Annotated in this window: 23 protein-coding genes and 2 pseudogenes; 6 read left to right on the top strand and 19 right to left on the bottom strand. The window is 47.3% G+C overall.

From position 1 onward, the window contains the following. Window positions 1-31: 31 nt before the first annotated feature. From ACFO8Q_RS17665 to ACFO8Q_RS17655, 3 genes are all read right to left on the bottom strand, one after another. Window positions 32-1,018: a hypothetical protein gene (locus ACFO8Q_RS17665; protein ID WP_380027411.1), complete on the bottom strand. Its 987-nt coding sequence runs from the start codon at window positions 1,016-1,018 to the stop codon at window positions 32-34. A gap of 60 nt (window positions 1,019-1,078) precedes the next feature. Further along, window positions 1,079-2,011, bottom strand: a complete 933-nt coding sequence (locus ACFO8Q_RS17660; protein WP_380027409.1) for an AAA family ATPase — start codon at window positions 2,009-2,011, stop codon at window positions 1,079-1,081. A gap of 67 nt (window positions 2,012-2,078) precedes the next feature. Continuing rightward, a complete protein-coding gene (locus tag ACFO8Q_RS17655; RefSeq protein ID WP_380027407.1) occupies window positions 2,079-2,861 on the bottom strand; it encodes an SDR family oxidoreductase in 783 nt (260 codons plus the stop codon). Window positions 2,862-3,167: 306 nt separating this feature from the next. On the opposite strand from ACFO8Q_RS17655, the gene ACFO8Q_RS17650 reads away from it, so the two are divergent. Both ACFO8Q_RS17650 and ACFO8Q_RS17645 read left to right on the top strand, forming a co-directional pair. Further along, entirely contained in the window at window positions 3,168-3,551 is a 384-nt protein-coding gene (locus ACFO8Q_RS17650; protein WP_380027405.1) for a c-type cytochrome, read from the top strand. A 70-nt stretch (window positions 3,552-3,621) separates the two neighbouring features. Further along, entirely contained in the window at window positions 3,622-4,617 is a 996-nt protein-coding gene (locus tag ACFO8Q_RS17645) for a D-cysteine desulfhydrase family protein (protein ID WP_380027403.1), read from the top strand. A gap of 57 nt (window positions 4,618-4,674) precedes the next feature. Here ACFO8Q_RS17645 and ACFO8Q_RS17640 read toward each other — a convergent pair whose 3' ends face one another. The 3 genes from ACFO8Q_RS17640 to ACFO8Q_RS17630 all read right to left on the bottom strand — a co-directional run bounded on the left by ACFO8Q_RS17640 (window position 4,675) and on the right by ACFO8Q_RS17630 (window position 6,347). Continuing rightward, a complete protein-coding gene (locus tag ACFO8Q_RS17640) occupies window positions 4,675-5,352 on the bottom strand; it encodes a sporulation protein (protein WP_380027400.1) in 678 nt (225 codons plus the stop codon). Window positions 5,353-5,424: 72 nt separating this feature from the next. Beyond that, window positions 5,425-5,628 carry a capping complex subunit for YIEGIA gene (locus ACFO8Q_RS17635; protein WP_380027398.1) on the bottom strand — a complete coding sequence of 68 codons (204 nt, stop codon included), beginning with the start codon at window positions 5,626-5,628 and terminating at the stop codon, window positions 5,425-5,427. Continuing rightward, window positions 5,628-6,347: a YIEGIA domain-containing protein gene (locus ACFO8Q_RS17630; RefSeq protein ID WP_380027396.1), complete on the bottom strand. Its 720-nt coding sequence runs from the start codon at window positions 6,345-6,347 to the stop codon at window positions 5,628-5,630. The genes ACFO8Q_RS17635 and ACFO8Q_RS17630 overlap by 1 nt, the downstream gene beginning before the upstream one ends. Before the next feature lie 164 nt (window positions 6,348-6,511). Here ACFO8Q_RS17630 and uptA point away from each other — a divergent pair, with 164 nt between their 5' ends. From uptA to ACFO8Q_RS17615, 3 genes are all read left to right on the top strand, one after another. Beyond that, the gene (gene uptA, locus ACFO8Q_RS17625; RefSeq protein ID WP_380027394.1) at window positions 6,512-7,108 is read left to right on the top strand and encodes an undecaprenyl phosphate transporter UptA; all 597 of its coding nucleotides are present in this window, start codon (window positions 6,512-6,514) and stop codon (window positions 7,106-7,108) included. 130 nt (window positions 7,109-7,238) lie between these two features. Beyond that, complete coding sequence (locus ACFO8Q_RS17620) at window positions 7,239-7,952, top strand: polysaccharide deacetylase family protein (protein ID WP_380027392.1); 714 nt, start codon at window positions 7,239-7,241, stop codon at window positions 7,950-7,952. Window positions 7,953-7,999: 47 nt separating this feature from the next. Beyond that, window positions 8,000-8,302, top strand: coding sequence for a hypothetical protein (locus ACFO8Q_RS17615; protein ID WP_380027390.1), 303 nt, complete (start codon window positions 8,000-8,002; stop codon window positions 8,300-8,302). A gap of 89 nt (window positions 8,303-8,391) precedes the next feature. Here the strand turns inward: ACFO8Q_RS17615 and ACFO8Q_RS17610 are convergent, their stop codons facing one another. From ACFO8Q_RS17610 to ACFO8Q_RS17590, 5 genes and pseudogenes are all read right to left on the bottom strand, one after another. Next, window positions 8,392-10,029: a GMC oxidoreductase gene (locus ACFO8Q_RS17610; protein ID WP_380027388.1), complete on the bottom strand. Its 1,638-nt coding sequence runs from the start codon at window positions 10,027-10,029 to the stop codon at window positions 8,392-8,394. Between the two features lie 73 nt (window positions 10,030-10,102). Further along, window positions 10,103-10,933, bottom strand: a complete 831-nt coding sequence (locus ACFO8Q_RS17605) for a methyl-accepting chemotaxis protein (RefSeq protein ID WP_380027386.1) — start codon at window positions 10,931-10,933, stop codon at window positions 10,103-10,105. A 126-nt stretch (window positions 10,934-11,059) separates the two neighbouring features. Continuing rightward, window positions 11,060-12,552: pseudogene (glpK, locus tag ACFO8Q_RS17600) on the bottom strand (glycerol kinase GlpK). A 25-nt stretch (window positions 12,553-12,577) separates the two neighbouring features. Continuing rightward, window positions 12,578-13,129, bottom strand: a pseudogene (locus ACFO8Q_RS17595) (MIP/aquaporin family protein); the annotation flags it as partial. 199 nt (window positions 13,130-13,328) lie between these two features. Beyond that, on the bottom strand, window positions 13,329-15,491 hold the full coding sequence (locus ACFO8Q_RS17590; RefSeq protein ID WP_380027384.1) for a (Fe-S)-binding protein: 2,163 nt from the start codon (window positions 15,489-15,491) through the stop codon (window positions 13,329-13,331). A gap of 486 nt (window positions 15,492-15,977) precedes the next feature. Between ACFO8Q_RS17590 and ACFO8Q_RS17585 the strand changes: the two genes are divergently transcribed. After that, a complete protein-coding gene (locus ACFO8Q_RS17585) occupies window positions 15,978-16,241 on the top strand; it encodes an S-layer homology domain-containing protein (protein WP_380027382.1) in 264 nt (87 codons plus the stop codon). Window positions 16,242-16,444: 203 nt separating this feature from the next. Here the strand turns inward: ACFO8Q_RS17585 and spo0A are convergent, their stop codons facing one another. The 8 genes from spo0A to ACFO8Q_RS17545 form a co-directional block, all read right to left on the bottom strand. Next, a complete protein-coding gene (spo0A, locus tag ACFO8Q_RS17580) occupies window positions 16,445-17,212 on the bottom strand; it encodes a sporulation transcription factor Spo0A (protein WP_380027380.1) in 768 nt (255 codons plus the stop codon). Window positions 17,213-17,448: 236 nt separating this feature from the next. Continuing rightward, window positions 17,449-18,768, bottom strand: coding sequence for a SpoIVB peptidase (gene spoIVB / locus ACFO8Q_RS17575; protein ID WP_380027378.1), 1,320 nt, complete (start codon window positions 18,766-18,768; stop codon window positions 17,449-17,451). Between the two features lie 169 nt (window positions 18,769-18,937). Beyond that, window positions 18,938-20,707: a DNA repair protein RecN gene (gene recN, locus ACFO8Q_RS17570; RefSeq protein WP_380027376.1), complete on the bottom strand. Its 1,770-nt coding sequence runs from the start codon at window positions 20,705-20,707 to the stop codon at window positions 18,938-18,940. Between the two features lie 103 nt (window positions 20,708-20,810). Then, window positions 20,811-21,257 (bottom strand): transcriptional regulator AhrC/ArgR, encoded by a 447-nt coding sequence (ahrC, locus tag ACFO8Q_RS17565; RefSeq protein WP_380027374.1) that lies wholly within the window; start codon window positions 21,255-21,257, stop codon window positions 20,811-20,813. Between the two features lie 25 nt (window positions 21,258-21,282). Further along, entirely contained in the window at window positions 21,283-22,137 is an 855-nt protein-coding gene (locus tag ACFO8Q_RS17560; RefSeq protein ID WP_380027372.1) for an NAD(+)/NADH kinase, read from the bottom strand. Between the two features lie 123 nt (window positions 22,138-22,260). Then, complete coding sequence (locus ACFO8Q_RS17555; RefSeq protein ID WP_380027370.1) at window positions 22,261-23,097, bottom strand: TlyA family RNA methyltransferase; 837 nt, start codon at window positions 23,095-23,097, stop codon at window positions 22,261-22,263. A gap of 78 nt (window positions 23,098-23,175) precedes the next feature. Continuing rightward, on the bottom strand, window positions 23,176-25,062 hold the full coding sequence (gene dxs / locus ACFO8Q_RS17550) for a 1-deoxy-D-xylulose-5-phosphate synthase (protein ID WP_380027368.1): 1,887 nt from the start codon (window positions 25,060-25,062) through the stop codon (window positions 23,176-23,178). Beyond that, complete coding sequence (locus tag ACFO8Q_RS17545; RefSeq protein WP_380027366.1) at window positions 25,031-25,660, bottom strand: hypothetical protein; 630 nt, start codon at window positions 25,658-25,660, stop codon at window positions 25,031-25,033. Before ACFO8Q_RS17545 ends, dxs begins: the two co-directional genes overlap by 32 nt. Window positions 25,661-25,800 lie beyond the last annotated feature (140 nt).

Genomic DNA, 25,800 nt, shown 5'->3' with positions numbered 1-25,800 from the left:
TGTACCAACAAATTTTGTCAGCGCAAAGGGGTTATTTCAAAGGGTCACGGTATTCCTGCTTGGTGATCACGAACGACTGCCCATTCCACATTTCGTGGATTTCCCAGAATGGCATTGTTGCACTGGTACGGGTTGGTATTGCGTCTTTTCGATGGGTGACCATCACCCATCCTTTAGCAGTCTTCTGAACACGGTCAAAGGTGGCTTGTGAATGCCATACAGGTACCAAGCCCATTTCCGTGACGGTAAACATAGTACCATATTGATACCGTCCTGCACAGTTACACGTCTCTACAAAAATAAACTCGGGTCTTTTGTCAGAGACGATGTTCTCGAAAATGCTTCCGTTAGGCATCCACTCGAGGTGTACACTGCCGGCGGTATCCGATATGGTACGCAGTTTTGTCAACTTCCATGTACGGGCACCATTAGCATTTGTTTCCCCTGCCGCTTCATACAGATTGCCGTATCCGACAAGCTTCCCGTCAGAGACGGACTGCATGGCAACAATCCAACGATTGGGCTGCAGTACACCTATAAACCCGATTTTCGGCTTTTCGCCTTCTAATTTGGCAACCTCTTTCTGCAGCCTGGTTACAGATTCAGACGGAGTCTGTACAATGATGCTGCCATCTTCTATCCGGTAAGGAATTGTAAGCAGATCGAACAATTGACGGTTGGGCAGCAGCAGGGCATCCATTTCGGCGACCGGCGCATTTTTCAACACGAGCCATCGACCATCCAAGAGAGCGGCTACCCGTCCCGGCTGCACTTCCAACTGGTGATCACCATATCGAATGATTCTCTCCTCACCTCGAGCTTCAACGGAAATCTGCAGGATTCCCTGGAGAGAATTTACATCGACCAGCACATCTCCTCCCGCACCACGGGGAGCGAAAGGCAGTTGTACAGGAATCTCGTTGACCTTTAATGCGGAATGCTTTGTTTCAGCATACACCAAACGAGGTGATAACAAACTTATGAACAACATGACTATAACCAGAACACGGGATTTCATAGATCATTTTCCTCCTTTTCTTTTCTTAGGATGAAAAGAAGGAGAAAAATTTATGAATCCTTACAGGTCTTCTTCCTGAAGAATATTTAATTCTTCCAAGTGAAAACCAGTTTGTTTGGCAAGTCTGGCGTTTTGTTTCCGAATGCTTTTTTCAATGCAATTTCGAATAAACCTTGCGTTTGAAAAATTGTATTTTTGTTTTTCCCGGAAACACAGATTCATCAGAGCTTTCTGATACGACAGAGTGACTTCATAATCGTATTCTTTTGCGATATGCTTGGAGATCAGGAGGAGTTCCTCTGCCGTATAGTCGGGAAAATGCAGCTGGTAAGGGATGCGTGAACCCAAGCCGGGATTGCTGCCCAGAAACTTTAACATCGGTTCCCGGTAACCCGCAAATATTACGATAATTTCGTCGCGATGATCCTCCATATATTTCAGGAGAGTTTCGACTGCTTCCATCCCAAAATCATTCGGGTTGTCCCGCACGAGAGCATATGCCTCGTCAATAAACAGAATCCCGCCTTTCGCCTCCTGCAAAACGGACATCGTGTCTTTGGCTGTGTGCCCGACATAGTTTCCCACCAGATTTACACGGCTTACCTCACGAAATTTTTCCTCTTTCAGGATCCCGATTCGATGGAACAGCTTGGCAAGGAGTCGGGCCACCGTTGTTTTGCCGGTTCCCGGATTGCCCAGAAAAGCCATGTGCATACTCATGGACGGGGTCTTAAACCCTTGTTTCTTGCGAAACTGCTGCACCGCCGTGTAATGTGCCAATTCGTGGATGGTGGATTTAATAGGTCCTAAGCCGATCAGCTTATCCAGTTCCTGAAGAGCTTCCTCATAATCCATACTCGGAAGCGTCATCCGCTCGGCTTCTTCCGAATCGGAGGCTTTCGGAATTACAGGATGCCGGAAAGGCGGCGGGTCCAACAGTGTCTTTTTCCCTGTATTCTTGGAGTATGTGAATGTGAGCGTATTCTGACTCATAGAGCCACCCCTTATTTAATGTCCGACTGTTACTCTATCGTATGAGGACATTAAGAAGGCGAGTACTCTAATACCCCTTGACAAGCCCTCCATCCACCACATAAATTTGCCCGGTTACATAGCTCGATTCATCCGAGGCGAGGAACAGCGCCACATTGGCAAACTCCTCGACGGTTCCGTATCGTCCAACCGGAATCTGTTTGGTCCAGTTTTCTTTCACCGCTTCCGCAGCGAGACCAGTGTTGTCAGCAGCGATCTGATCCAATTCCCGCACCCGGTCTGTATCAATTCGCCCTGGAGCCAAATTGTTCACCAAAATTCCGTGTGGAGCCAATTCTTGCGATAAAGTTTTGGTCAATCCGTTGACTGCCGCCCGGATTGAATTGGACAGAATCAGGTTTGGAATCGGCTGCTTGACCCCTGCTGATGTAATATTAATGATGCGACCGCTGTTTTTGTGCATCATCATGGGGAGAATTCCGCGAGTCACCCGCACGACACTCATCAAATTCAATTCAAACGCATTTTGCCAGGCCTCATCGTCAAAATCGAGAAAGGTTCCGGCAGGTGGTCCGCCAGCGTTGTTAACCAGAATATCAACCGTTCCATATGTAGTCCTGACTGTGCCAATCAATTTCTCGATATCGGCTTTACGGGACACATCCACTGCGAGAGCGGTTACCTCCGCCCCGGTGATGTTGCGAATTTCTTCTGCGGCCGCCTGAATGCTTTGCTCATCACGGCTCGCAATCACCAATTTGGCCCCTTCCTGCGCAAATCGCAGTGCTATGCCTTTTCCCAATCCTTTGCTGGCAGCGGTAATCACGGCAACTTTTCCTTGAAGTCTCATCATGCTCTCTCCTTTTTTCCATTCCGTTTGAATTCCTCGATAAAATAACGGGAGTGAATCCGAAGAACATCGATCTCTCCCGTCTCGTTCGTTTCAAAAAAGACAGTGACGGGAACCCACTCTCCCCCCTCACGGTGAACCCTGACGGTTTGATGATAACTCCGCACCGGTTGTCACAAAATGTTACGTTTCAATCTATTCAACGTTATTGTACACTATTGCCTAGGTAGGTAAACAGATCTATTTTCAAGCGGGTTTGATTTATGATAGGATAGAAAAAGTAGAAAGGGAGGTTGAAACCAGATCATGAAACAGTATTTAAAAGGTCTTCTCGTTGCAGCGGTACCTGCTACACTGGGGATCCTCTTCGGGCTTGGAATCATTTTCTATGGTCTCAATCATATGCACAAAACCGAAGAAGCTTCTGCTAAGCCAGCGGAGGACAAGAAGCAGACGCAATCCTCCGGCACCGCTAACGCAGATATGAAAAGCTTTGTGCAGCAGAACTGCGCAAGCTGCCATGGCGCAGACCTTAAGGGGAATGTCGGTCCATCCCTCGTAGCAGCAGGTCAAAAGCTGAGCGAGCAGGACATCGCTAAAGTTCTTAAGGAAGGCAGAGGCATTATGCCAAAAGGTTTGGCAAACGGCAAGGAAGCGGAAGTTGCGAAATATCTGAAGTCTCTCAAATAAGTGGAAACCCACCCCTGACCCATTATCCGGATCAGGGGTTTTTTGCCCAAATGAATCCTGAGGTGATTCCATGTCTGCTCACTTGTACCCAGATCCCCTTTCGTTCGCCCTCACCCCTACACCCTTGCAGCCTTTGGTTAGGCTGTCCGAAATTATCGGGAGAGAGGTGTGGATCAAACGGGATGACATGACCGGATGCATCGCCACTGCAGGAAACAAAGTCCGCAAATTGGAGTACCTTTTGGCGGATGCTTTGGAACAAAGGGCTGACTGCATTGTGACCACCGGCGGTCCCCAATCCAACCACGCGCGAGCTGCTGCAGCGCTGGCAGTCCGTTTGGGACTCGAACCGATCCTTGTATTTGCCGGCCGTGACCCCGGAACCCGAAAAGCAAACCTGTTGATGAATGAGTTATTGGGTGCCCGTTTGGTCTTCAGCGGATCCTTTACTCCGGAAGACCAGTCTGCTGCCCTGAACAAAGTTTGCGAAGAGCTGCGGCAGCAAGCACGCAACCCTTATCTGATTCCGGTTGGGGGTTCAAACGGGTTAGGAACACTGGGATACATCGATGCTTACAAAGAATATTCCCGGCAAGCGCAAGCTCACGGTTTACAATTCGATTGGATCTTTGTTACAACCGGTTCAGGCGGGACCCATGCAGGGTTATTATTGGGGCAGCAATCGGTTCAGAACGATATCGATTCATGTGAGAAACTGATTGGCGTGAGTACTTGGCTTTTAAAAGAAAAAAGCAAAGTTCTGGTTGCATCCTGCATGGACCAAGCAAATGAACTGCTGCCTGTATTTCCGAAGGGAAATCGACCGGATATCCAAATTGACGACCACTACCTCGGAAGAGGATACGGCATTACAACGCCCGAGTGTTTGGAAGCGGTCCGATTGATCGCCAAGACGGAAGGCATCTTTTTGGATCAAGTTTACACGGGCAAGACAATGGCGGCATTGCTCGACTATGTAAAAAAAGGAACCATACAGCCGACCGATCGCGTACTCTTTTGGCACACAGGAGGTGCACCCGGGATTTTCGCTCGGGACTGGGCATAGGGAGAGAAACAACAAAAAAGAAAGACCTCAACAGGTCTTTCGCTTGCTGCATATATTTTATCGATGCAAGAACACTTTCCCGAGGGAAGCAACCAGATCCTGGTTCTCAGGCAGTGTAAAGCTGATCGGTTCACGTTGGTCCGGATAAAGGTGCACTTGTGTACTGTCCTGTTCCGGATGGAACAAGACTGTCAACTCCCTGATACCAAAGCTTGATTCTTTTCCCGCCGTAAAGTCAAACTCTTGATACCTTCCATTCCAGTAGCGAGAATCCAATTTTTCTTGAAATCCCAGCTTATGAAGCGCTTGTAGAACACGCACTTGATCCTGATTCGGCTGAACAATAATCGCTTCGAGGTTTAAAAACTCTTCTGCTGAACGTGTCGGCTCATTCAAAGACAGCTTCGGTCGCACATAGTAGCGAATGGCGTGCGTGGAGACAGGAAGCCACTGGGGAATCTCATACGAAAAACTGAACTCCACAATCTGACCATCTTCGGAAGTCCATGGTTTCTCGGTCTGAAACTCGTCGATTTTTTCTTCGATTACTTCGTCATTCAGCTGAGCCTTTAACACAAATTCAACTTCAATGGCAGTGTCAGTGCGCTCCATGAACTCCCGCCAGAATAAAAAGCTGCCTAAAAGCGTTTCCCCGGCGGGAATTTGGTTCCGGGCGAGCTTAAGAATGATTTCAGGTCGATCACACCCAAGCTCAGCCATAGAGTTATTCAGCACCCCGATTCCTCCATTCAGTTTTTGCCCTTATACATAGTATACACCAAGATGAATCTTTCGCGCACTGCTCTGTTACGCTCTGACAACCAAATAAACACCGTTTGACAGCCTGGCAACGTCACCGCGTAAAGCATTTGCCACTTCCTTGACCAGAATTTCCTGTTCCTGCTCATCCTTGCAGATAAACATGGTGGCCTTCCCGTTCTTTACGATTGATTCGTCAGGCGTAACGATCGACAGGATTTGATAATTCGGATTCGTTGCATCGCGCCGCATTACGACACATCTCCTCGAAACAGGTTTACTTCCAAACTGATTCGGTACAGTTCGTGATGGGGCCGGATCAATACGGCCACCCCCTCTTTTTCGACGAAATTCTGCACATCTTTCGTTCCGACCAGGTTGCTCACGAATATATCCTCCACATATAACTGGTTGTTCTTCATTTGAATTTTGGCAGGTATAACGTCGGCAATATCCCCGACTGTCTGTCCCTTGGTAAAACCGGTGATGAAGAAAAATACCAAAGCCCCCATACCCGTCCCAATTACTGCTTGCCAGACGATATGATCCACCCAATTTCGACTGACTTGAAACCCTATTCCTGTAAAAAGAGCCACTACCAACGCAAAATAGTTCCGGGCTTCAAATGTCTTTGCAATCCCGTCTATGTACGCGTCCCCACGCTGTGTGAACTCTGTATTTTCCAGATCTTTCAAACTTCCCCGCTCCATTTTTCGCACATCGCGAAATTGCTGAATCGCAAGTGAAAGAAACGTTACCGCAATAAAATTTTTCGTCATAATCGCCGGAACCGCAACCGCTCCCAGAGAAGCCGCGACAAATCCAGTCAGCAAATGGATCAGATACCCGTTCGGGTAGGTCGGGTACTGGCGGTAGTCCTCTTTCAAAGTCAGGAATCTCGCCAACGTTCCCGTTATGATGGCGGTGATGATCAGAATCAGATGTTCTTTTGAGATCAGCCCGTCCCGCATCAAATTCCTCCTATCGGCGAATCCAAGCGAAAGCAGTAGACAACTTACAAGGATTGTGAGTACAATCACTTAGAGGAGTACTTCTGGGTGTAGTATTTTCAAAATCGCACCTGAGCAGTAAAGAAAATCCTTGCCAATAATTGAGAGGATGAAAAGAGGAGAGAATGAAAGAATTCATTTACACTGTCTTAACCACGTTGACAGACTTAGGGTACCTTGGAATTGCAATTGGTCTGATGATCGAAATTATTCCAAGTGAAATCGTGTTAGCCTACGGCGGTTTCATGGTGTCACAAGGAAAGATTTCTTTTTTGGGTGCGGTGATTGCCGGAACAATCGGCGGTGTACTGGCCCAGCTGTTCCTCTACTGGATGGGATATTATGGGGGAAGACCGTTTTTGGAGAAGTACGGAAAGTATATCCTCATACATAAGAAACATATCGACATGGCAGAAAATTGGTTTAACCGATACGGTTCCGGGGTGATTTTTACAGCCCGCTTCATACCGGTTGTCCGGCATGCTATCTCAATACCCGCCGGCATCGCAAAGATGTCATTTATCAAATTTATCGGCTATACCACTCTCGCTGTGATCCCCTGGTCCATCTTTTTTCTTTACTTGGGAAAAGAACTGGGGAGCAATTGGAAACAAATTAACGAAATTGCGAAGCCTTATGTCCAACCCGTAATTTATGGGGCAATTCTTCTGACCATTGCTTATATTCTCTATGGACTTTACAAGAAGAAAAAACAACGATAAAACAGCAGACGAAAGCTCACCTTCAAGCAAGGTGGGCTTTTTGCTGCAGGCAAATTTTGCAGCTTGCCGGCTTTGTTATGTAAAAAGTAAAGTGAAATTAAAACCATTAATTTCAGAGAGGAAGTTCGTTATGAAAAAGTGGCCGTTATTCGCCTGTTTGCTTTTTGTCGCCGCCGTACTGCTGTTTCTCGTACAACGAACGCCTCATGCACAATCCACCTTAGCGCATATACCCGACAAAATGGTCGCATTAACTTTTGACGACGGGCCCGACCCCCGCTTTACGCCCGCTATCCTGCAAATGCTGAAGGAACGACATTTGACCGGAACATTTTTTCTGATTGGAGAGCATGTGTTACAGCATCCGGATCTGACAAGAGAAATCGTGAAAAACGGTCATCAAGTGGCCAACCACTCGTTCACTCATCCGCACCTTGAAGATTTGAAACGGGATGAGGTGTATAAGGAACTGTCGGAGACCGACACGGCTCTCCTGACCGTTCTGGGTCCGGGCACTCCAACTCCGCATTACTTCCGCCCGCCGCGTGGCGAAGTGAGTTCCGCCATCACTGACACAGTCGAAGAGATGAATAAAGAAATGGTGTTATGGAATGTTTGTGTAGAAAACCACAGCACAAAGACACCCGAAGAGGTCAGACAAAGAGTAATGAAATTGATAGATGAGCGAAACGGAGGGATCCTGCTCGCGCATGACGGAGAGCTTGACCGGACGCTTACCGTTCAGTCTCTTCCACTGATTTTGGACGATCTGCAGCGGAAAGGATACCAAATAGTACCTCTCGATGTCTATTTGCAGGCGCAAAGGAAGATGGAAGGCCAGTGATCGAGTATTATTGCTGATTTTGGGGAAAATGTGGATGGGGTGAGCATATGCGCGGACTGAACTTCCAGCTATGGCAGGTAACGAATCAACATTTGGGAGATAATGGACAAACCGTTGCGATTGAGCTGCATGACCCGGACGGCTGGTTTGATGCAAATGTCAGATGGGACGGGTGTATGGAAATTCACCTTCATTCAAAGACGGAAGAAGGCACCAAACTTACCGATACGATTCATACCTGTGACATTGACGGGCTGATTGAGAAACTGCGGGATTTAAAGCAAATCAGCCAGGAGTACTTCGATTACGAGGGATATTGGAAACAGGAGGATCAAGAGGACACCATCTAGCAACCAGTCCCATAACCAAAACTTTCCCGAATGGCATACCATTTTCAAATGGAAGTTTTTTCGGTTCCCTCTAATTTTTTCATTGGCAGCTATCTCAACTGATGGATAATATGATCCGCCGTCCGAATCGCCAGGGCAATCGTTGTCAATGTTGGATTTGCAGCTCCGCTGGTAGGCAGCACGCTGTTGTCGGCCACATAGAGATTTGGTATACCATGGATTTGACCAAAACGGTTTGTTGCGGATGTAGAAGGATCATCCCCCATGCGACAAGTACCAACTTCATGTGTATCGTCTCCCGGAACCCTTAAGCAAAGATCAGGTTCCCCGTTGTTCAAAACAAACGATGCTCCCATGTCGTGAACAGCTTGTTTTACCGCATCAGCAAGCTCACGAATCACTGCTTTGTCCCTTTCACTATAGGAGAAATTCACTTGTATTTCCGGAACCCCATATGCATCCGCTCTAGTGGGGTCAAGGAACATCCTGTTTTCATACCGCGGCTCAACAACACCGAATGAATGGATTTCAAAACCCACTTCCGGTAACAGGGGTTCTACATCATAAGGCTGATGCCAGTAAAATCTTTCGAAGTGCGGGCCCATGATTTGGATCTGATAGGGACGATTGTCTGCACGGGGGATCAAAATACTGAGCGTCCCCAATACCTCAGGAAAATCGGTACGCTTCACTTTTGCTCTTGCAAAGATTTTGGAGTGATTCATTAAATACTGCCCGATCGCTCTGCCTTCGATTCCGGAATAAAGCAGCAAACGTGGCGTTTCCCATGTGCTTCCCGACAACACAACGGTCCTTGCTCTGAGCACATAAGACTTCATTTCAGGGGTCATGACCTCGATCCCGACTGCTCGCCCATGTTCAGATAGCACCCGGGTTGCCCGTGCTTGAACCGCAAGATCAAAGGGGTGACGGTTTAAAGCTGTGGCAAGGAACACGATGGAACTGAAAAATGGGTTTGCACGGAGTTGCCCAAATTTCGTTTCCGACAGATCAACAGCCATCGGCTGTTCTATTACGTCTGGAAAACTCCTTTCCCGAAGGCGAGTCAGCAATATTTCCGTTACCTTAGAACCTTGCGAATAGAGTCTCGAAACGTTCAGAACCCCTTCAGCAATATTATAATAGGGTTCCATCTCATCAAAGGTAACAGGCCACTGAGCAATATCGACCGGGTGCATGCGGGGGGTAACCGCCCACCAGAACAAGGTTCTTCCCCCTAAAGCAAATAGCTGCATGGCCCCCGGAAAGTCAGGAAGGAATTTTCCCAGTGGTTTCACGTTATTCCAGAAAAAATTATGCTTCCGTTGTGCATTCATGGTTGCAACATTAAATGAATGGGTTGGCAGCAACAGATCCCCTTGTTCGACCACCCCTATCCGTCTGCCGCTTCTTGCCCACTTATCACATAATCTCCAGAGCGCAGCTCCTCCTCCCGCCCCGGTTCCCACAATCAGCACATCATAATCTGTTTTTTCCATTTCCTCTAATGGAGTAAGTGGGATCCAGTGCTTCTGATCGGTCGTTGGAGGCGGGGGAAAGCAAACAGGAATATCGGTTAGATTTAGATAATTCACTCTTTGTCCTGCAATTGTCCTATCAGGGTCGGTAATATCCGGGTTGAGGGACATTAGCTGCTCTAATTCAATACGGAGTTTTGAAGCGATGATTCTTAAGGTCTCTCCGTCAAGAGCAATATAAACTTGCAAGGGATTTCACATCCTTCGATGGAATTTCCCAACATTTATATGCCAATGGTGCGATTTTAAGACTTAGCGGGAATTAAGATTCGATTCGAGTATCTGTTCTCGCTATATCGCTCAGTTCCAGGGTCATGTTTTTGAGCAGCTGGATGACGGAGAACAGCTCCTGCACACCCGTGGATTGTTCAATCGTATAATTTGTTGTCTTTTCCATCTCCCTTACGACCATTGAAATCCGCTGATTCATCTCATTTAAGAGCTGTGTAATATTTTTAGTTGAATGGGAAGTAGTATCCGACAGCCGTCGAATTTCTTCTGCAACGATGGAAAACCCGCGTCCGTGCACACCTGCTCGTGCAGCCTCAATTGCCGCATTGATACCAAGTATATTGATCTGACTTGAAATCTTTTTAATCAATTCACTCATTTCTGAGGTTTCTTCGATTCTGGTTTGGACTAAACTGGCAGATGCGTTTACTTGTTGACTCGTACAGGCAAGTTCTTGCGAACTCTTGGCAAGGTTTTCGACATTTCCCGCAATGCTCTCGACTGCCTCATTAAGTTGATTGGCCATACTTTCGATCCGTTCTTCCAAGTCAATTGACATACCGGTTGACAGACAGCCTACAACTTGTCCATTCTCCACAATCGGGAAACCGGAAGCAATGTAGGGAACACCGTATACATCCCGGGAAACTCTCTTGATTACTTGTCTACCTTCATGTACGGCCGTATAGTTAATCCCACCCGGTCGCAAAGGATGACCAACTTGGATCTTTAGATCGAACGCAGTAGCCGGATAATAGGCTAAATATTTCTCCGTGTCCGTAATCACAACCATACAATCAATGACAAGACCCTTATTCAAAATTTGGGCAACAGCCAACAGGCTTTTTAATATCTCCGACAAATTGCCGTCTCCTTTCAAACGTACCGATATAAAGAAAGACCCCAACAAGGGAATCCGTCTTTTAGTTAACAGTTCCAATGATGCGGTCTCTCAATTTCTCAGACCTTACCTGCTATGTGATTCTTTCTATTCCTCGTCTTTTTCCCAATTCATTGTGCGCTTCACCGCTTTTTTCCACCCTTTATAAAGCTTGCTTCTTGTTTTTCTTCATCCATACGGGGTTCAAAGTCTGCGTCCAATTGAGAATTCTTGGCCAACTCTTCTTTCTTCCAGAACCCGACGGATATTCCCGCCAGATAGGCTGCACCGAGAGCAGTTGTTTCTGTTACTTTCGGACGTTCCACTTTGACTCCCAAAATGTCAGCTTGGAATTGCATCAACAGGTTATTCGCAACTGCTCCACCATTTACCCGCAAAGCTTGCAGACGAATTCCTGAATCGCTTTCCATTGCACCCAGACATCTTTCGTTTGATAAGCCAGAGAGTCTAAAGTAGCTCTGATAATGTGTTCTTTGGTGGTACCTCTTGTTAATCCAAAAATAGCGCCTCGCGCATACATATCCCAGTAAGGAGCTCCAAGTCCTGCAAAGGCCGGAACGACATAAACCCCGTCAGTATCCTTCACCTTACCCGCATAGTACTCGGAGTCAGGCGCCGAACCGATTATTTTTAGTCCGTCCCGCAGCCACTGGATCGCCGCACCGGCAATAAAAATACTTCCTTCCAGTGCATATTCCACTTTACCGTCCAAACCCAAAGCAATTGTTGTAAGTAAGCCTGATTTGGAAGCAATCAGCTTCTCACCCGTATTCATCAGCATGAAACAACCGGTTCCATATGTGTTCTTAGCCTTTCCTGGTTCAAAACAGGTTTGTCCGAATAGCGCTGCTTGTTGGTCGCCTGCCACCCCGGAAATTGGGATTTCTGCCCCACCAAAGGTTTCGGGATGGGTAACGCCATAAACCTCACTTGATGGCTTGACCTCCGGCAGCATGGAAGCGGGAATGCCAAGCTCATTCAACATTTTCTCATCCCATTTGAGTTCTTTAATGTTATAGAGCATCGTCCTCGAAGCATTCGAGTAATCGGTCACGTGGACTTTGCCCCTGGTTAAATTCCAGATCAACCATGTATCGACCGTTCCAAACAGTAACTCGCCTCTCGCCGCTTTTTCCCTGGCACCCTCAACGTTGTCAAGAATCCATTTTACTCTGGTTCCCGAGAAATACGCGTCCACTACAAGGCCTGTATTATCGCGGATGTAGGGCTCAAACCCTTTGTCCTTCAATTGATCACAAATCCCTGCTGCTCTGCGATCCTGCCAGACGATCGCGTTATGGATCGGTTTCCCCGTGGTTTTATCCCAAACGATCGTCGTTTCTCTTTGGTTCGTGATTCCGATCGCAACTACCTCTTGCGGCCAAATCCCGGTAGTCTCCAAAACTTCCCGCGTGCGTTCCCCAGATTTCCATCGGATCATGTTCTACCCAGCCTGCTTTTGGATAGATCTGCGTAAATTCCTTTTGCGCAATCCCCACAATATTCCCTGCTTTGTTAAATAAAATCGCTCGAGAACTGGTGGTTCCTTGATCAAGTGCCAATACGTATTGTTTCTCCATTGTAATTCCCCCTTAGGTTAAAGATTTAGGCACCAAAAGCAGCCACGTAGAAAAGTGCTCCTAAAACACCACCGATGATTGGACCTGCGACTGGGATCCAAGCATAGCCCCAGTCAGAATGTCCTTTCCCTGCTATCGGGAGTACAAGGTGTGCAATTCGCGGTCCAAGATCACGCGCCGGATTGATGGCATATCCAGTTGTTCCGCCTAAAGAAAGACCGATTGCTACAATCAAAAACCCTACGATCAATGGATTCAGACCTTCTGTGAATTTGTTAGCACCGATAGCCAAGATCGCCAATACCAAAATAAAAGTACCAAAGATTTCACTAATCAGATTGGCTCCTGTGCTGCGGATCGCTGGCCCTGTACAGAAGACTGCCAATTTCAGATCTTTTTCTTCCGTCTGACCCCAATGCGGCAGATAGTGCAGCCACACCAGAACAGCCCCCAGGAATGCTCCAATCATTTGTCCGAGAATATAAGTAGGAACCTGTTTCCACGGGAATTTTCCGATTGAAGCCAGTCCGATTGTCACGGCCGGGTTTAAATGAGCTCCACTGATGGCGCCCACTGCCACCCCCTTTCAGACAAACAAAAAACAGCCAATATCATCCACGGAAAAGGGGTTCCTCTTCAGATATCGGCTGTTCTCATATTCTCACAGCTAGATCTATTCACTTATTGTCTTGATTATAGACAACCTTTTTAAAAATGTAAACCCTTACATTTTTAAAATTTCTAAATTCACTAATACAAACTGACTGTTTTAGCTTTTAGGTGGATTTTTTAATTAAGGACATCTCAACAAGTTCTGCCAGATCAAGTGCACGAACCTGTTCATCGGCATCGAACTGTTTGATCCCATCCCCCATCATTATTAGACAATACGGGCAGTTGCTTCCGATCACGGAAGGTTTCCCATCGAGAGCCTGTTCGACACGTTTTGCATTTACGCGGACACCCTCATGCTCCTCGATCCACATTCTGCCGCCCCCGGCTCCACAGCACATGCTGTCTTCTTTATTGCGCTCCATTTCAACCAATTCAACACCCGGAATCGCATTCAATATATTGCGAGGAGCATCATAGATGCCATTGTACCGGCCCAAATAACAGGAATCGTGATAGACCACCCGTTCTTCAACCCGGTTGCCTAACTTGATACGTTCTTCCTTGATCCACCGATCGACCAATTGCGTATGGTGATAGACCTCCGCTTCGAGACCAAAGTCCGGATAGTCATTTTTGAATGAATTGAACGCGTGCGGGTCACATGTAACGATCTTCTTTACACCGTACTCCTTAAAGATTTCAATATTTTGTTGGGCCAGTTCCTGGAATAGAAACTCGTTCCCGACACGGCGAGCAGTATCGCCGGAGTTCATTTCTTCATTCCCCAGTATAGCGAACGAAATGCCCGCTTCGTTCATAATCTTCACAAAGGATTGGATCACTTTGCGGTTTCGGTTATCATAAGAACCCATGGACCCCACCCAGAAAAGATACTCAAATGTGTCCACTTCATCTACGGTAGGAATGGTAAGATCGGGAAACTCGTTCCGCCACTTGACACGGTCGTTTCGATTGATCCCCCACGGGTTTCCTTGACGTTCAATGTTGTTTAGGGTTCGTGTCACCTCAGCAGGCATGCTTCCCTGTGTCATAACCAGATGACGGCGCATGCCGTAGATGAGTCCAAGATGCTCATTGCCGACCGGGCACTGATCTTCACAATTCCGGCAGGTTGTACACGCCCAGAGTTCCTGATCGGAAATCACATCCCCGATTAACGAAATTTCGTTTATATCTCTTTCCTGCACTTGCCATGTCGCTTCCTGGCGATGCATCGTGGGCGTTATATCGGTGTGCAAATGAGGACTGGGTTCGAATCCTTCAGGTTCTCCGTGGGCAAAAGGAACCTCGGTCATAACATGGACCATGCCTGCGGGCGCGGTCATGATTCTGCCGGGAGCCCAAGGTGACAGACCAAGCATTGCCTCCGCTTTTTCGTTCAAATGGTCACGAATCTTGGTCATCAAGTGCATCGGGGACAGCATTTTTCCGGTATTCGAGGCGGGACACATATTGGTGCACCTGCCGCACTCCACACAGGCATAGAGGTCGAGGAGTTGCCCCTTGGTGAAGTCTTCTACCTTGTTTACCCCAAACTCTTCAACCGTTTCGTCCGAGAAATCCAGTACGCTCGGCTTGCTCGGCGGACCCATATTGGAAAGCAAGATATTAAATGGTGCAAATAACAGATGGGCGTGCTTCGACTGAGGTACATAAAGCAGGAAAGCAAGCAAAATGAGGAGATGCGCCCACCAAAATACATAAAAGAGCCAGTATGCGGCACTGCTGCCAATTCCTGCAAAAAATCCCGCGATGAAGGAGGAAAAGGGACTGTAGACGGATGCGCCATGTCCTAACCAAATTTTCTCAAAAGCAAGTGTCAACACCACACTCAACATCAGGGTAAAGATAAACCAATAAAGAATCGTCGTTTTTTCTCCGCGTTTTAACCGGCGCAGCTTTTCTCCAAACCTCCGGTAAGCGGCATAGCCTACGGAAAGGAAAATTGCAGCGACCGTAATTTCCTGCGACAAACCAAACCAGGGATGAAACGGACCTAACGGCCAATGAAAACCTGGAATGAAGCCTTTCACAATAATTTCAAGGGCACCAAACTGCAAAATAATAAATCCGTAAAAGATCACCAAATGGGCCAAACCGCTTTTACGGTCTTTGAAAATTTTGGAATGACCGAATACCTGACGGACAGCGACTCGAATTCTCTGATTCCAATCCCCGATTGGCTCCGGGTTCCCTAACTGAATAAATCTGTAACGAGCACTCATTACCTTCCAAAAGGCATACAGGGAATATCCCAGGACAGCCAGGAAGGAAAAGAGAAATAAGATACTTGCAACGTTCATAAACGCTCGCCTCTCCTTTTCCATGAAATCCACTTTTAATCAGACAAGTTCTTCCATTATCTTTCCCTCTTGCATTTGTATCCAAGCAATAATTGTGCCATACAGCGGAATCTCTCTTTGAGACTCAAAAAAATCAATTGTCAGTAGGCTCTTGGCATTTACTTTTTGACTCTTTTCTCAATCATATGCGATTGTCTAATGCATTTTTGCCTCATTTAATTCATTTTTGGAAAACTCAACTAAAAAACCATATATAGGTAAATTATAAGAACTACTTGACACTCTGAATAGATTAAAAGAGAATAAAAAAGTTAGCAAATTTATTGTGGTAGGGCCGACCGATCATTCATCTTAAAGACAGTTGCGATTGACTTGGGGTAAATTTTGTTTCTGTGGGACCGTCTGCTGTGGACGGTCCAATTTATTTATAGTCTGGATCCAGCCGTCAAAAGGGGAACTGAACGAGGAGAATAGGGGGAACATTCGATGAAAAAGAAAGTTTTGGTATTGACACTCGCATTATCTACCGTAGGGAGTGCAGCTGTTGCCAGCAACTACTTTACGGATGTACCAAGTGATGCTTGGTATCATACCGCCGTAAATGCACTGAAAGATTGGGGAATTACTAGCGGTTATCCAGACGGAACGTTCAAACCGGAAAACAACATCACACGCGGAGAAGTAGCCAGCATGATTTACAGAGAGCATCAGGCAAACGTGGAAGACATCAAAACTTTTTTAGGCCGATAGATCTGATTTGAATAAATAATTGGATTCTGGGAGAGATCGTCTACGCGCGGTCTCTTTTCTGTTCGAAAACCAATAAGGGACCAAACCAATTGCCGGCCAAAAAAACACCCTGCATTAATTGATTAAAGGAAACCAACTAATGCAAGGTGTTAGTTGTTTTAAGTTGCTTTACCCAAAAGCCGAAGTCCCTTGCGGCAATTCGTTTACGAAATCTTCGCCTCGATCCGCAGCTTGTCAGCAACCATCGCGATAAATTCGCTATTGGTTGGTTTTGCTTTACCAACGCTAACGGTGTAACCGAATACAGAGCGAATGGCATCAACGTTGCCTCGGCCCCATGCCACTTCAATCGCGTGGCGAATTGCACGTTCTACACGGCTTGGGGTGGTGTTGTATTTGTCAGCGATTTTCGGATACAGAACCTTGGTGATCGAACCCAAGATTTCGACATCTTTGTACACCATATTAATCGCTTCACGAAGGTAGTGATACCCTTTAATATGGGCGGGTACACCAATTTCATGAATGATATTGGTAATCGAAGCATCTACGTTCTTGCCCCGGGTCATAATCGGCGGCTGCTTGGAACCGCTCGGAATCCGAACTACTTGACGGATCCGATTGATCAGGATATCCATGTCAAACGGTTTGAGAATATAATAGGATGCTCCCAGTTCCACCGCCCTTTTGGTAATCGTTTCTTGACCGAATGCGGTAAGCATGATGATTTTCGGTTCGGGCTTTAAATTCATGTTTTGGATCTTTTCCAACACACCGATTCCGTCTAACACCGGCATAATAATATCAAGGATTATCACATCTGGAGTGTGGGTTTCAATCATTTCAAGGACTTCATTTCCATTGTAGGCGATACCGACAACTTCCATGTCGCGTTGCTCAGAGATAAATTCCTTCAGAAGATCTGCAAATTCCCTGTTATCATCCGCGACCAAAATTTTGATTTGATTCACCAATAGGTCCCCCTTCTGACCGTTCTTTTCCACGCAAATAGAATTCGACAAAACAGGGCCTTATCCTTCCAGAAACTCACTAAAATATTCCGACATTTCACCTTGAATATTTTTCGACAAATGATCCTTTTAGATAAATATTATAAATTCCCGGGATAAATGTCACTTTCTTGTCGAAAAAAACTGGGAAAATAGTTCTAAAGTCCTAAATAGAAAACACCCGAAGTTCGGGTGCCTCAAGAAGCTTTTGCGGATGCAGTTTTCGTTTGAATCCCGGCCTCATTCAACATCCACTCAATGAAAACTCCGTATCCTTGCGTCGGATCGTTGACGAATACGTGTGTTACCGCTCCAACAATCTTTCCATCCTGGAGAATCGGACTTCCACTCATTCCTTGGATAATTCCGCCGGTTTTTTCAAGCAGCCGCGGATCGGTAATTTTAATGACCATGCTCTTGGTTGCGGGGTATTTTTGCCGGAGCACATTGACGATTTCGATCGAGTACTCCTCCACTTTCTGGCCGTCCACAACCGTTAAAATTGTAGCAGGCCCCTCCTTCACCTGTTCCGCCAGAGCAATAGGAATCGGTTCGGTTGTCTTGCCATAGTCGGGAGTCTTTTTCATGGTGCCAAACACTCCGAAGTCGGAGTTCTTTTTGATTGTGCCAAGCACATTATGTTCGTCAATCATGTTGCCGCGTTTTTCACCCGGCTGTCCGCTTTCTCCTTTATCAATCGAGGTGACACTGGAGTGTACAACCTGCCCTTCTTTTACCGCTATGGGCTGTCCGGTGTCCATGTCTGAAATGACGTGCCCGAGAGCACCGAATACGTTATATTTGGGAGCAAAAAATGTCAGGGTACCTACACCCGCCGCTGAATCCCGAATATATAAACCGATTCTGTAGGTTTCCGAGTCTTTGTCCCAAGTGGGTGTAACCCGCAATTTGATATGATTTTTCGATCTCAGCAGCGTAAGCTCGATATCCCGTTTCTCTTTTCCGGCCTTGTTGATTAAGTCGGCTGCCTGTTCCACCCCTTGAACGGCACGGCCGTCAATTGCCGTAATCACATCGCCGACTTTCACGTTGGCCGCTTCCCCGGGTGAGAGGGATCGATTGTGATCTTTCACCAGATTGTATCCCACCACCATAATCCCGTCGGACTTTATTTTCACTCCAATGGATTGCCCTCCAGGTACCACTTTTATATCCGGCACAACACTTACGTGAACCGATTTAAGCGGCAGGATGCCGAAAAGTTTAACCTTAACATCCGCATCTCCTTGTGTGAAAGAATCGATTCGAATCGGTTGCTTCAGGTTAAATGCGTTTCTTGAATCCGGAGGTCCATGAACGGCCGCAACTTGAGCGTTGGAAGTGGTAACGGTGGCGCTTACCGGAAGTCCTAATTTGAGCAGAGCACTATGACCTTCCAGGACTCGAATTTGACCGGGTGTGGCAGCCCATTCATGGACTGGAGTCGAACTGAACAGAGCGACGACAAGACTTGCCAGAATAAGTCCAATTCCTCTTTTCAGAATAAAGTTTGCCAACTGCGCCACGCCCCCTCGAATTCGACTTTTTTGCTCCATGGGTATGTGTATATAAAATTGCCCTTCTACGGTGCTTTTATGCCGTTCCGAACAGATTTGCCAAAAAGAAAATCCGGGTAAAAATGGGATTCCCAGCCGCAGCCGAACGCCATTTTTACCCGGTATTGATTTAGGAGGCTTTACTCTTTAGAGCTTTCGCTTGTAACAGCATTTCTTCCGCATGTTTTCGGGTCGTATCTGTTAACTCCGCTCCTGATAACATCCGTGCCAATTCTTCTACCCGTTCCTTCTCATTTAATTCATTGACAACAGTTTGGGAGCGTCCTGTTTCCTGTTTTTTGAGGATCATAAAATGCTTGTCTGCCATACAGGCAACCTGCGGAAGGTGAGTCACGCAAATCACCTGGTTGGATAAAGCTAGCGCCGACATTTTTTCCGCCACCGCTTGAGCGGCTCTACCCGAGATTCCGGTATCCACTTCATCAAATACTAAGGTTTCCAAGCCGTCTCCCGACAAAATCGTTTTCAACGCGAGCAATGTACGCGACAGTTCTCCGCCGGACGCGATTTTCGCCAACGGACGTAAAGGTTCACCTGTGTTGGGTGAGAACAGAAATTCAATTCGATCAATCCCCTGCTGAGTCACATGAACTCTTTGATCATTGACAAGAATACCTTTCTCATCCGGAGGGTACTGAAAACTGATTTCAAACTGGGTCCGCGGCATCATTAAGGAGGACAGTTCTTCCATAATCCGTTTCGCTAATTTTCCCGCGAACACTTTGCGCTTGCCAGAAAGTTGAACGGACTGCTTTGCCAGCGTTTGTTCCAGCTTGTCCACCTCATTTTGCAGTCGTGCCAAGTTTTGTTCGTGATTCTCAAGGTCGTGTAATTCTTGGGCGATTTTCTCTCCGTAGGATAATATTTCGGCTACCGATTCCCCATATTTGCGGCGCAAACGGTTTAAGACTGCGATCCGTTCTTCCATCGTGCCCAGCTTGTCCGGGTTCGATTCGATTGAATCACGATAGGAACGTATTTCATGAGCGGCTTCTTCCAGTTGGTAAGCAGAAGATTTAATAAGTTCGAGGACTGTTTCCAAAGAGGAATCATAACGCAGAACTCCTTCGAGTTCCGTGCCAAGTTTATGAAGCACTTCTACAATGGAAGCCTGTTTCACTCCACCCTGGTACAAACTGTCATACACATTGGAAGCGGTGACCGAAAGTTTCTCTGCGTGGGCCAACTTTCGTCTTTCTTCTTCAAGAACTTCTTCTTCTCCCGGTTTTAACCCTAATGTCTGGATCTCTTCCAATTGAAAACGAAGCATATCCATGCGCTGTACCCTCTCCTGCTCCCCCATGGCAGCTTGCTCCAGTGCACGTCTTGCTTTCCTGTATTGGTCATATGTATCGGTTACCGATTGTTTTAAACGTTGAAGTTCTGCCCCGCCAAACAGATCGAGCATTGCGAGATGCTCTTCCGTTCGAAGCAGGGATTGATGCTCGTGTTGTCCGGCAAGATCGACCAGAAATGCCCCGATTTGACGCAAGGTCTGCACGGTAACGATGCGACCGTTGACCCGGCATACGGTCTTCCCGGATACACTCACTTCGCGAACAATCACCAGTGTGTCGTCTTCCCATTCAACGCCCTGTTCTTGCAACAGATCAGCAAGACGATCACATCTTTTTCCCGCAAAAAGAGCCTCGATAATCGCTTTCTCGCATCCCTGACGAACCATTTCGGAAGAGGAGCGGCCGCCCAGAACCAATCCGAGGGCATCAATCAAAATCGATTTCCCGGCGCCTGTTTCTCCGGTTAATACATTAAGGCCGGGCCCCAGAGTCAAACGAACTTCATCAACCAAAGCGAAGTTACGAATGTAGAGTTCTTGCAACATACCATCACCCTTTCTTTCTTTCAGTCCCCTTGCCACTCTTTCAGTCCCCTTGCCATTCGGGTCATCATTAAAAACTCCTCGGGGGCCATATTCCCAACCTGCTATCCCAATAATATCACACAGAACAAATGTTCGCAACTTATAAAAATGCAAGGAATCGATCCACGATTACGGAGGCGTGTTCCCTGGTTCGTCCGATGATCAGAATTGTATCGTCGCCAGCGATCGTTCCCAATACGTCATCCCAATTCAATGCGTCAATCAGACCGGCTATCGCATGAGCGTTGCCGGGAAGAGTTTTCATGACGATCAGATTTTCGGCCCGGTCAACCGATACAAAGCTGTCGGTCAAGAACCTGCGAAGTTTGGCTTCCGGATTATAAGTGGGTTCTGCAGGCAAAGCATATTTATAACGACCATCCGGGGTAGGAGTTTTTACAAGCTGAAGTTCCTTGATGTCCCGGGACACCGTCGCTTGTGTGACTTGGTACCCCAGATCCCGCAAGCTTTCCACCAGTTCCTCCTGGGTTTCGATGTCACGGGTCGAAATCAATTCCCTTATTTTTAACAGTCGTTGCCCTTTCATATGTAAGTCACAGCCTCCTGAAGACTCAGTTTGGATCGTGCAGTTTCTGGCGCAACACGTCAAAGAACCCGCGTTCCTGCCACTTTATTAATGTGGTGTAATGGGAAGATTTCCGAACGAGAATCGTGTCGTTCGCTTCCACCTTATATCCCACCTGACCGTCAATCGTGACGCCCATGTCGTTATGGGTAGCGGATACCTCAACCCGAATCTCTTGATTCTTTTGAACAATAAACGGTCGCGAGTTAAGACGATGGGGGCAAATTGGCGTTACAACAATCACGTTAATATGCGGGCTCACAATGGGACCGCCGCAGGATAATGAATACGCAGTAGATCCGGTTGGAGTCGATACGATCAACCCGTCCCCTGAGTATGTGTCCACATACATATCATCAACATAAACGGACAGTGTCACCATTCTGCCGAAAGAACCTTTGGCTATCCCTACGTCATTCAGCGCAATGCTGTTATGAATCACTTGTCCGTTACGAATGATGGCAGCTTCGATCATCATTCGTTTCTCCAGATGGAAATCTCCACTAAGTACCCGATCAACAGCACTGTGAAGATCATCCGGTTCCGCTTCCGAAAGGAAGCCAAGATGACCAAGATTAATCCCGAGAATCGGCAAATCGAAAAAAGCCAATTGTCTTGCCACTCCCAGTAGAGTTCCGTCTCCGCCAAGAACAAAAACCAAATCCACTTTGCCGGGAAAGTGTTGGACATCCATCGCAAGATCAGATCTGCCAATTTGATCGGCAACACCGCTGTCAACCAGGACACTGACCCGTTTCGCTTCCAGCAGTTCAACCAGTTGTCCGGTGACATCCACAGCGCTGGGCTTGTTCTGATTCACTGCAATCCCGATTCTCTTCATTGCCTCGGTCCCCCTCCGTTTTTTCCCTCTGTTCCCTCTGTATGACTGTTTTTATCCCGTCACTTGAATGAGTGGCTTTGATCCTCCATCCTTGCTTAATTCGCGAGAATCGATAAAATTCCTTCAATTCACATTTTGGGCCGAATTCTGCAAAGTAGAATGGGCGGCCTGCACTGCAGCAACCACCGCTTCCGTAAGCTCTTGTTCGTTGAGTAAAGGTTGTTCCGTGGAGCGCAGATAAGCCAAAAATTCAATATTGCCGTCTCCGCCGGTTATCGGTGAAAAGGTAATGTCTTTCACCTCGAAACCTTCCGCCACTGCCGCCTTCATTGTCGTTAACAGAACTTCTTTATGTGTTTCGGGTTCCCGTACAATCCCATTCTTGCCGACTTTCTCTCGTCCTGCTTCAAATTGGGGCTTGATCAGTGAAATGAGAGTTCCGCCTTGAACCAGCACATTTTTAATCACGGGGAACAGAAGTCTCACCGAAATAAAGGATACATCCATCACTGCAACTTCCGGACGATCGGCTTGCAAATCCTCTACCTTAAGGTGCCGAAAATTGGTCCGCTCCATCACGATGACCCGCGGATCCTGGCGTAATTGCCAGGCAAGCTGCCCATATCCTACATCGACCGAATAGACGAGTCTGGCACCGTTCTTCAGGGCACAGTCCGTGAATCCTCCCGTAGAAGCCCCAATATCGATGACCACCTTTCCTTCCATGGTAAAATGAAAGGTTCGCAGTGCCTTTTCAAGCTTCAAGCCTCCGCGCGAAACATAGGGATGCAGGTCTCCCTTCACGTCAATCCGGGCATCTGTTTTGATTTTGTTGCCTGCTTTGTCAACACGTTCCCCGTCAACAAACACCAACCCTGCCATGATCGCCGCTTTTGCTTTTTCTCGAGTCGGGTAAAACCCTTGTTCGGTTAAAAATACATCCAATCGTTCTTTTTTCATATCTGCTCCTCTAATTCAAAATGCGCAAAAGCTTGCAGCCGGAAAAAGGCTGCAAGCTTATCAATTGCATGGTTCCAGTCAGGCATGCTGCCGCTTCTTTGGGGCCAAACGCTTCGTATGCTCCACGATTCTTTCAACGGTGATTCCGACCGATTCCAACAATTCCTTCACGCTACCATGTTCGATAAACCGATCCGGCAGCCCAATCGGGAACAGTTCCACACCTGAAATCATGTTTCCGGCATAAAACTCCAGGATGGCAGATCCCATGCCGCCGGCTGTCGCGGCTTCTTCAACCGTAATAAGCCGATAACCGCGCATTGCAAGATCCATCAATAACTCGTGATCTAACGGTTTGACAAAGCGCATATTCACAACCATGGGAAAAATTCCTTCCTGCTCAAGCACATCGGCAGCTTTTTCAGCCAGCTGTACCATCGGTCCAAGGGCTAAAATCGCAACCTGAGAAGTGCCTTCCCGCAGGATTTCCGACTTCCCTATCGGAATTTCCCGCAATTGTTCATCCATGGGGACGCCCCTTCCTTCACCCCGAGGGTAACGGACAGCTGTGGGACTATTTTGTTGGAGAGCGGTATAGAGCATATGCTGAAGTTCATTTTCGTCTTTCGGCATCATTAGGGTGAGATTCGGAATTGCCCGAAGGAACGATATGTCGAAGGCTCCCTGATGTGTTTCGCCATCGGGCCCCACAAGTCCCGCACGGTCTATCGCAATCGTAACAGGCAGATTTTGAATGCAAATGTCGTGAATGATTTGGTCATAGGCTCGCTGCATAAAAGTCGAATAAATCGAAAGGACAGGACGAATCCCGTCACATGCAAGCCCTGCCGCCAACGTTGCTGCATGCTGCTCCGCAATTCCGACATCAAAGAATCGATTCGGAAATTTCTCCGCGTATTTCAAGAGACCTGATCCTGAAGGCATTGCAGGCGTGATCGCCACAATCCTTTCATCCTGCTCAGCCAGTTTGATCATGGTGTTTCCGAATACGGAACTGTAAGTCGGAATCGGAGGAACGGACTTCGGTGTTCCCGTCTCAATTTTTACCGGATTCAAGAAATGGCCGCTGTCATACGAACTTTCCGCTGCAGCGTATCCTTTCCCTTTGGTGGTAACGACATGCACAAGAACCGGACCTTTGGTGCTCTTCGCTTGTTCCATTGCCTCCAACAGGAGAGAAATGTTATGCCCGTCAATCGGCCCCATGTAGGTGAAGCCGAATTCTTCAAAGAGCATCCCTGGAACCATCAGGTACTTGAGAGAGTCCTTGATCCGCTCCAACCCTTTCGCCACCTTGTTGCCGAGGGTCGGGATTTTCTGAAGGACATGCTGAATTTCCGCTTTTGCGTTCTTATAATGCGAATCGGTTCGAATCTTGGCCAAGTAATTTGACATAGCACCGACATTCGGGTCAATCGACATTTCGTTGTCGTTCAAAACAACAATCAGATCGGTGCCGATATGGCCCACGTGATTCATCGCTTCAAACGCCATGCCGCCCGTCATCGCGCCATCGCCAATCACAGCCACAACATGATTTTTCTCTTTCTTGAGGTCACGGGCTAAGGCATACCCAACCGCAGCTGAAATTGATGTGGAGGAATGCCCTACATCAAACATGTCATGTTCGCTTTCCGAACGTTTCGGAAATCCTGATAACCCCTTAAATTTCCGCAGTGTCGGGAACATCGATTTGCGTCCGGTCAAGATTTTATGAACATACGCCTGATGCCCTACATCCCAGATCAATTTATCATGCGGACTGTTGAATACTTTATGCAATGCAAGGGTTAATTCCACAACCCCCAAATTGGCCCCGAAGTGTCCGCCTGTCACAGATAAATTTTCAATAAGAAACTGTCGAATTTCTTCCGCCAGTTCGTCCAGCTGCTTCACATTGAAATTTTTGATATCAGCGGGGCTGTTGACGTTTTCCAACCGCACGCTTACCGCCTCGCTTTCGCGATTTTTTCTTATCGTTTCCAGAAAATAAACTGATATGAAACTTCCTTTCAAGCCAGCTAAAAAATTGGCCGACCCGAAGGATAATGTAATTCGCATTGCGAATTGCATATGCCTTTCCAAGTGCCTTGCCGCTTACTGTAAGTGCAGCAACCAACGCTGTTGCCGTAATTGCAGCAACTGCTTTTTGAAACCCGGTCATGTCGGCCGCATGAATAATTCTCTCCACGACAACGGCCGTTGCAGCTCCACTGAGAACCCCGGCGATATCTCCGACCACGTCATTGCAAAAATTGGAGAACTTTTCGGCATTGCGGACAATTTGGATCGCTTGCGTTGCACCGCGAACACGCTCGGATGCCATTGCATGATAGGGTGTCTCTCTGGCAGCGGCGGCTGCAAGTCCCATTATATCAAAAACAATCCCAACTAGGATAATTCCGAACACAATAAGAACACCCACCCACCAATCTACCTGATCCAGCACGACTGTGGAGGTGTTAAAAAAACCTGATAGAAAAAAGGTGACGCCAAAGATGAACGTCGCCCATCGAAGCGTGTCACGCCACGCGCTATTCATGAATAGGAATACACTCCGTTCGCAAATAACTATGTAGAGAGGTGGCAGCTTCTCGAGTAAACGCTGTGACTTAGGTCGAGTAGGTTTTCCCAGACAAACTCCGCCACGTCGCCATGGCGGCGGTTTCCCTTTATGTCTGT

The organism is Effusibacillus consociatus, from assembly GCF_042652925.1.
In the GTDB taxonomy this organism is placed as follows: Bacteria; Bacillota; Bacilli; order Tumebacillales; family Effusibacillaceae; genus Effusibacillus; species Effusibacillus consociatus.
Note: the sequence above shows the minus strand (reverse complement) of the source record. Positions and strands in the feature narration are given on the sequence as shown.

Coding starts and splice junctions, on each gene's coding strand:
- ACFO8Q_RS17590 (WP_380027384.1), bottom strand. CDS start 15,491: ATGAACGTTGCAAGTATCTTATTTCTCTTTTCCTTCCTGGCTGTCCTG.
- ACFO8Q_RS17585 (WP_380027382.1), top strand. CDS start 15,978: ATGAAAAAGAAAGTTTTGGTATTGACACTCGCATTATCTACCGTAGGG.
- uptA (WP_380027394.1), top strand. CDS start 6,512: ATGAAAGAATTCATTTACACTGTCTTAACCACGTTGACAGACTTAGGG.
- ACFO8Q_RS17555 (WP_380027370.1), bottom strand. CDS start 23,097: ATGAAAAAAGAACGATTGGATGTATTTTTAACCGAACAAGGGTTTTAC.
- ACFO8Q_RS17620 (WP_380027392.1), top strand. CDS start 7,239: ATGAAAAAGTGGCCGTTATTCGCCTGTTTGCTTTTTGTCGCCGCCGTA.
- ACFO8Q_RS17660 (WP_380027409.1), bottom strand. CDS start 2,011: ATGAGTCAGAATACGCTCACATTCACATACTCCAAGAATACAGGGAAA.
- ACFO8Q_RS17560 (WP_380027372.1), bottom strand. CDS start 22,137: ATGAAGAGAATCGGGATTGCAGTGAATCAGAACAAGCCCAGCGCTGTG.
- ACFO8Q_RS17630 (WP_380027396.1), bottom strand. CDS start 6,347: ATGCGGGACGGGCTGATCTCAAAAGAACATCTGATTCTGATCATCACC.
- ahrC (WP_380027374.1), bottom strand. CDS start 21,257: ATGAAAGGGCAACGACTGTTAAAAATAAGGGAATTGATTTCGACCCGT.
- ACFO8Q_RS17650 (WP_380027405.1), top strand. CDS start 3,168: ATGAAACAGTATTTAAAAGGTCTTCTCGTTGCAGCGGTACCTGCTACA.
- ACFO8Q_RS17655 (WP_380027407.1), bottom strand. CDS start 2,861: ATGAGACTTCAAGGAAAAGTTGCCGTGATTACCGCTGCCAGCAAAGGA.
- ACFO8Q_RS17645 (WP_380027403.1), top strand. CDS start 3,622: ATGTCTGCTCACTTGTACCCAGATCCCCTTTCGTTCGCCCTCACCCCT.
- ACFO8Q_RS17635 (WP_380027398.1), bottom strand. CDS start 5,628: ATGCGGCGCGATGCAACGAATCCGAATTATCAAATCCTGTCGATCGTT.
- ACFO8Q_RS17615 (WP_380027390.1), top strand. CDS start 8,000: ATGCGCGGACTGAACTTCCAGCTATGGCAGGTAACGAATCAACATTTG.
- ACFO8Q_RS17545 (WP_380027366.1), bottom strand. CDS start 25,660: ATGAATAGCGCGTGGCGTGACACGCTTCGATGGGCGACGTTCATCTTT.
- ACFO8Q_RS17665 (WP_380027411.1), bottom strand. CDS start 1,018: ATGAAATCCCGTGTTCTGGTTATAGTCATGTTGTTCATAAGTTTGTTA.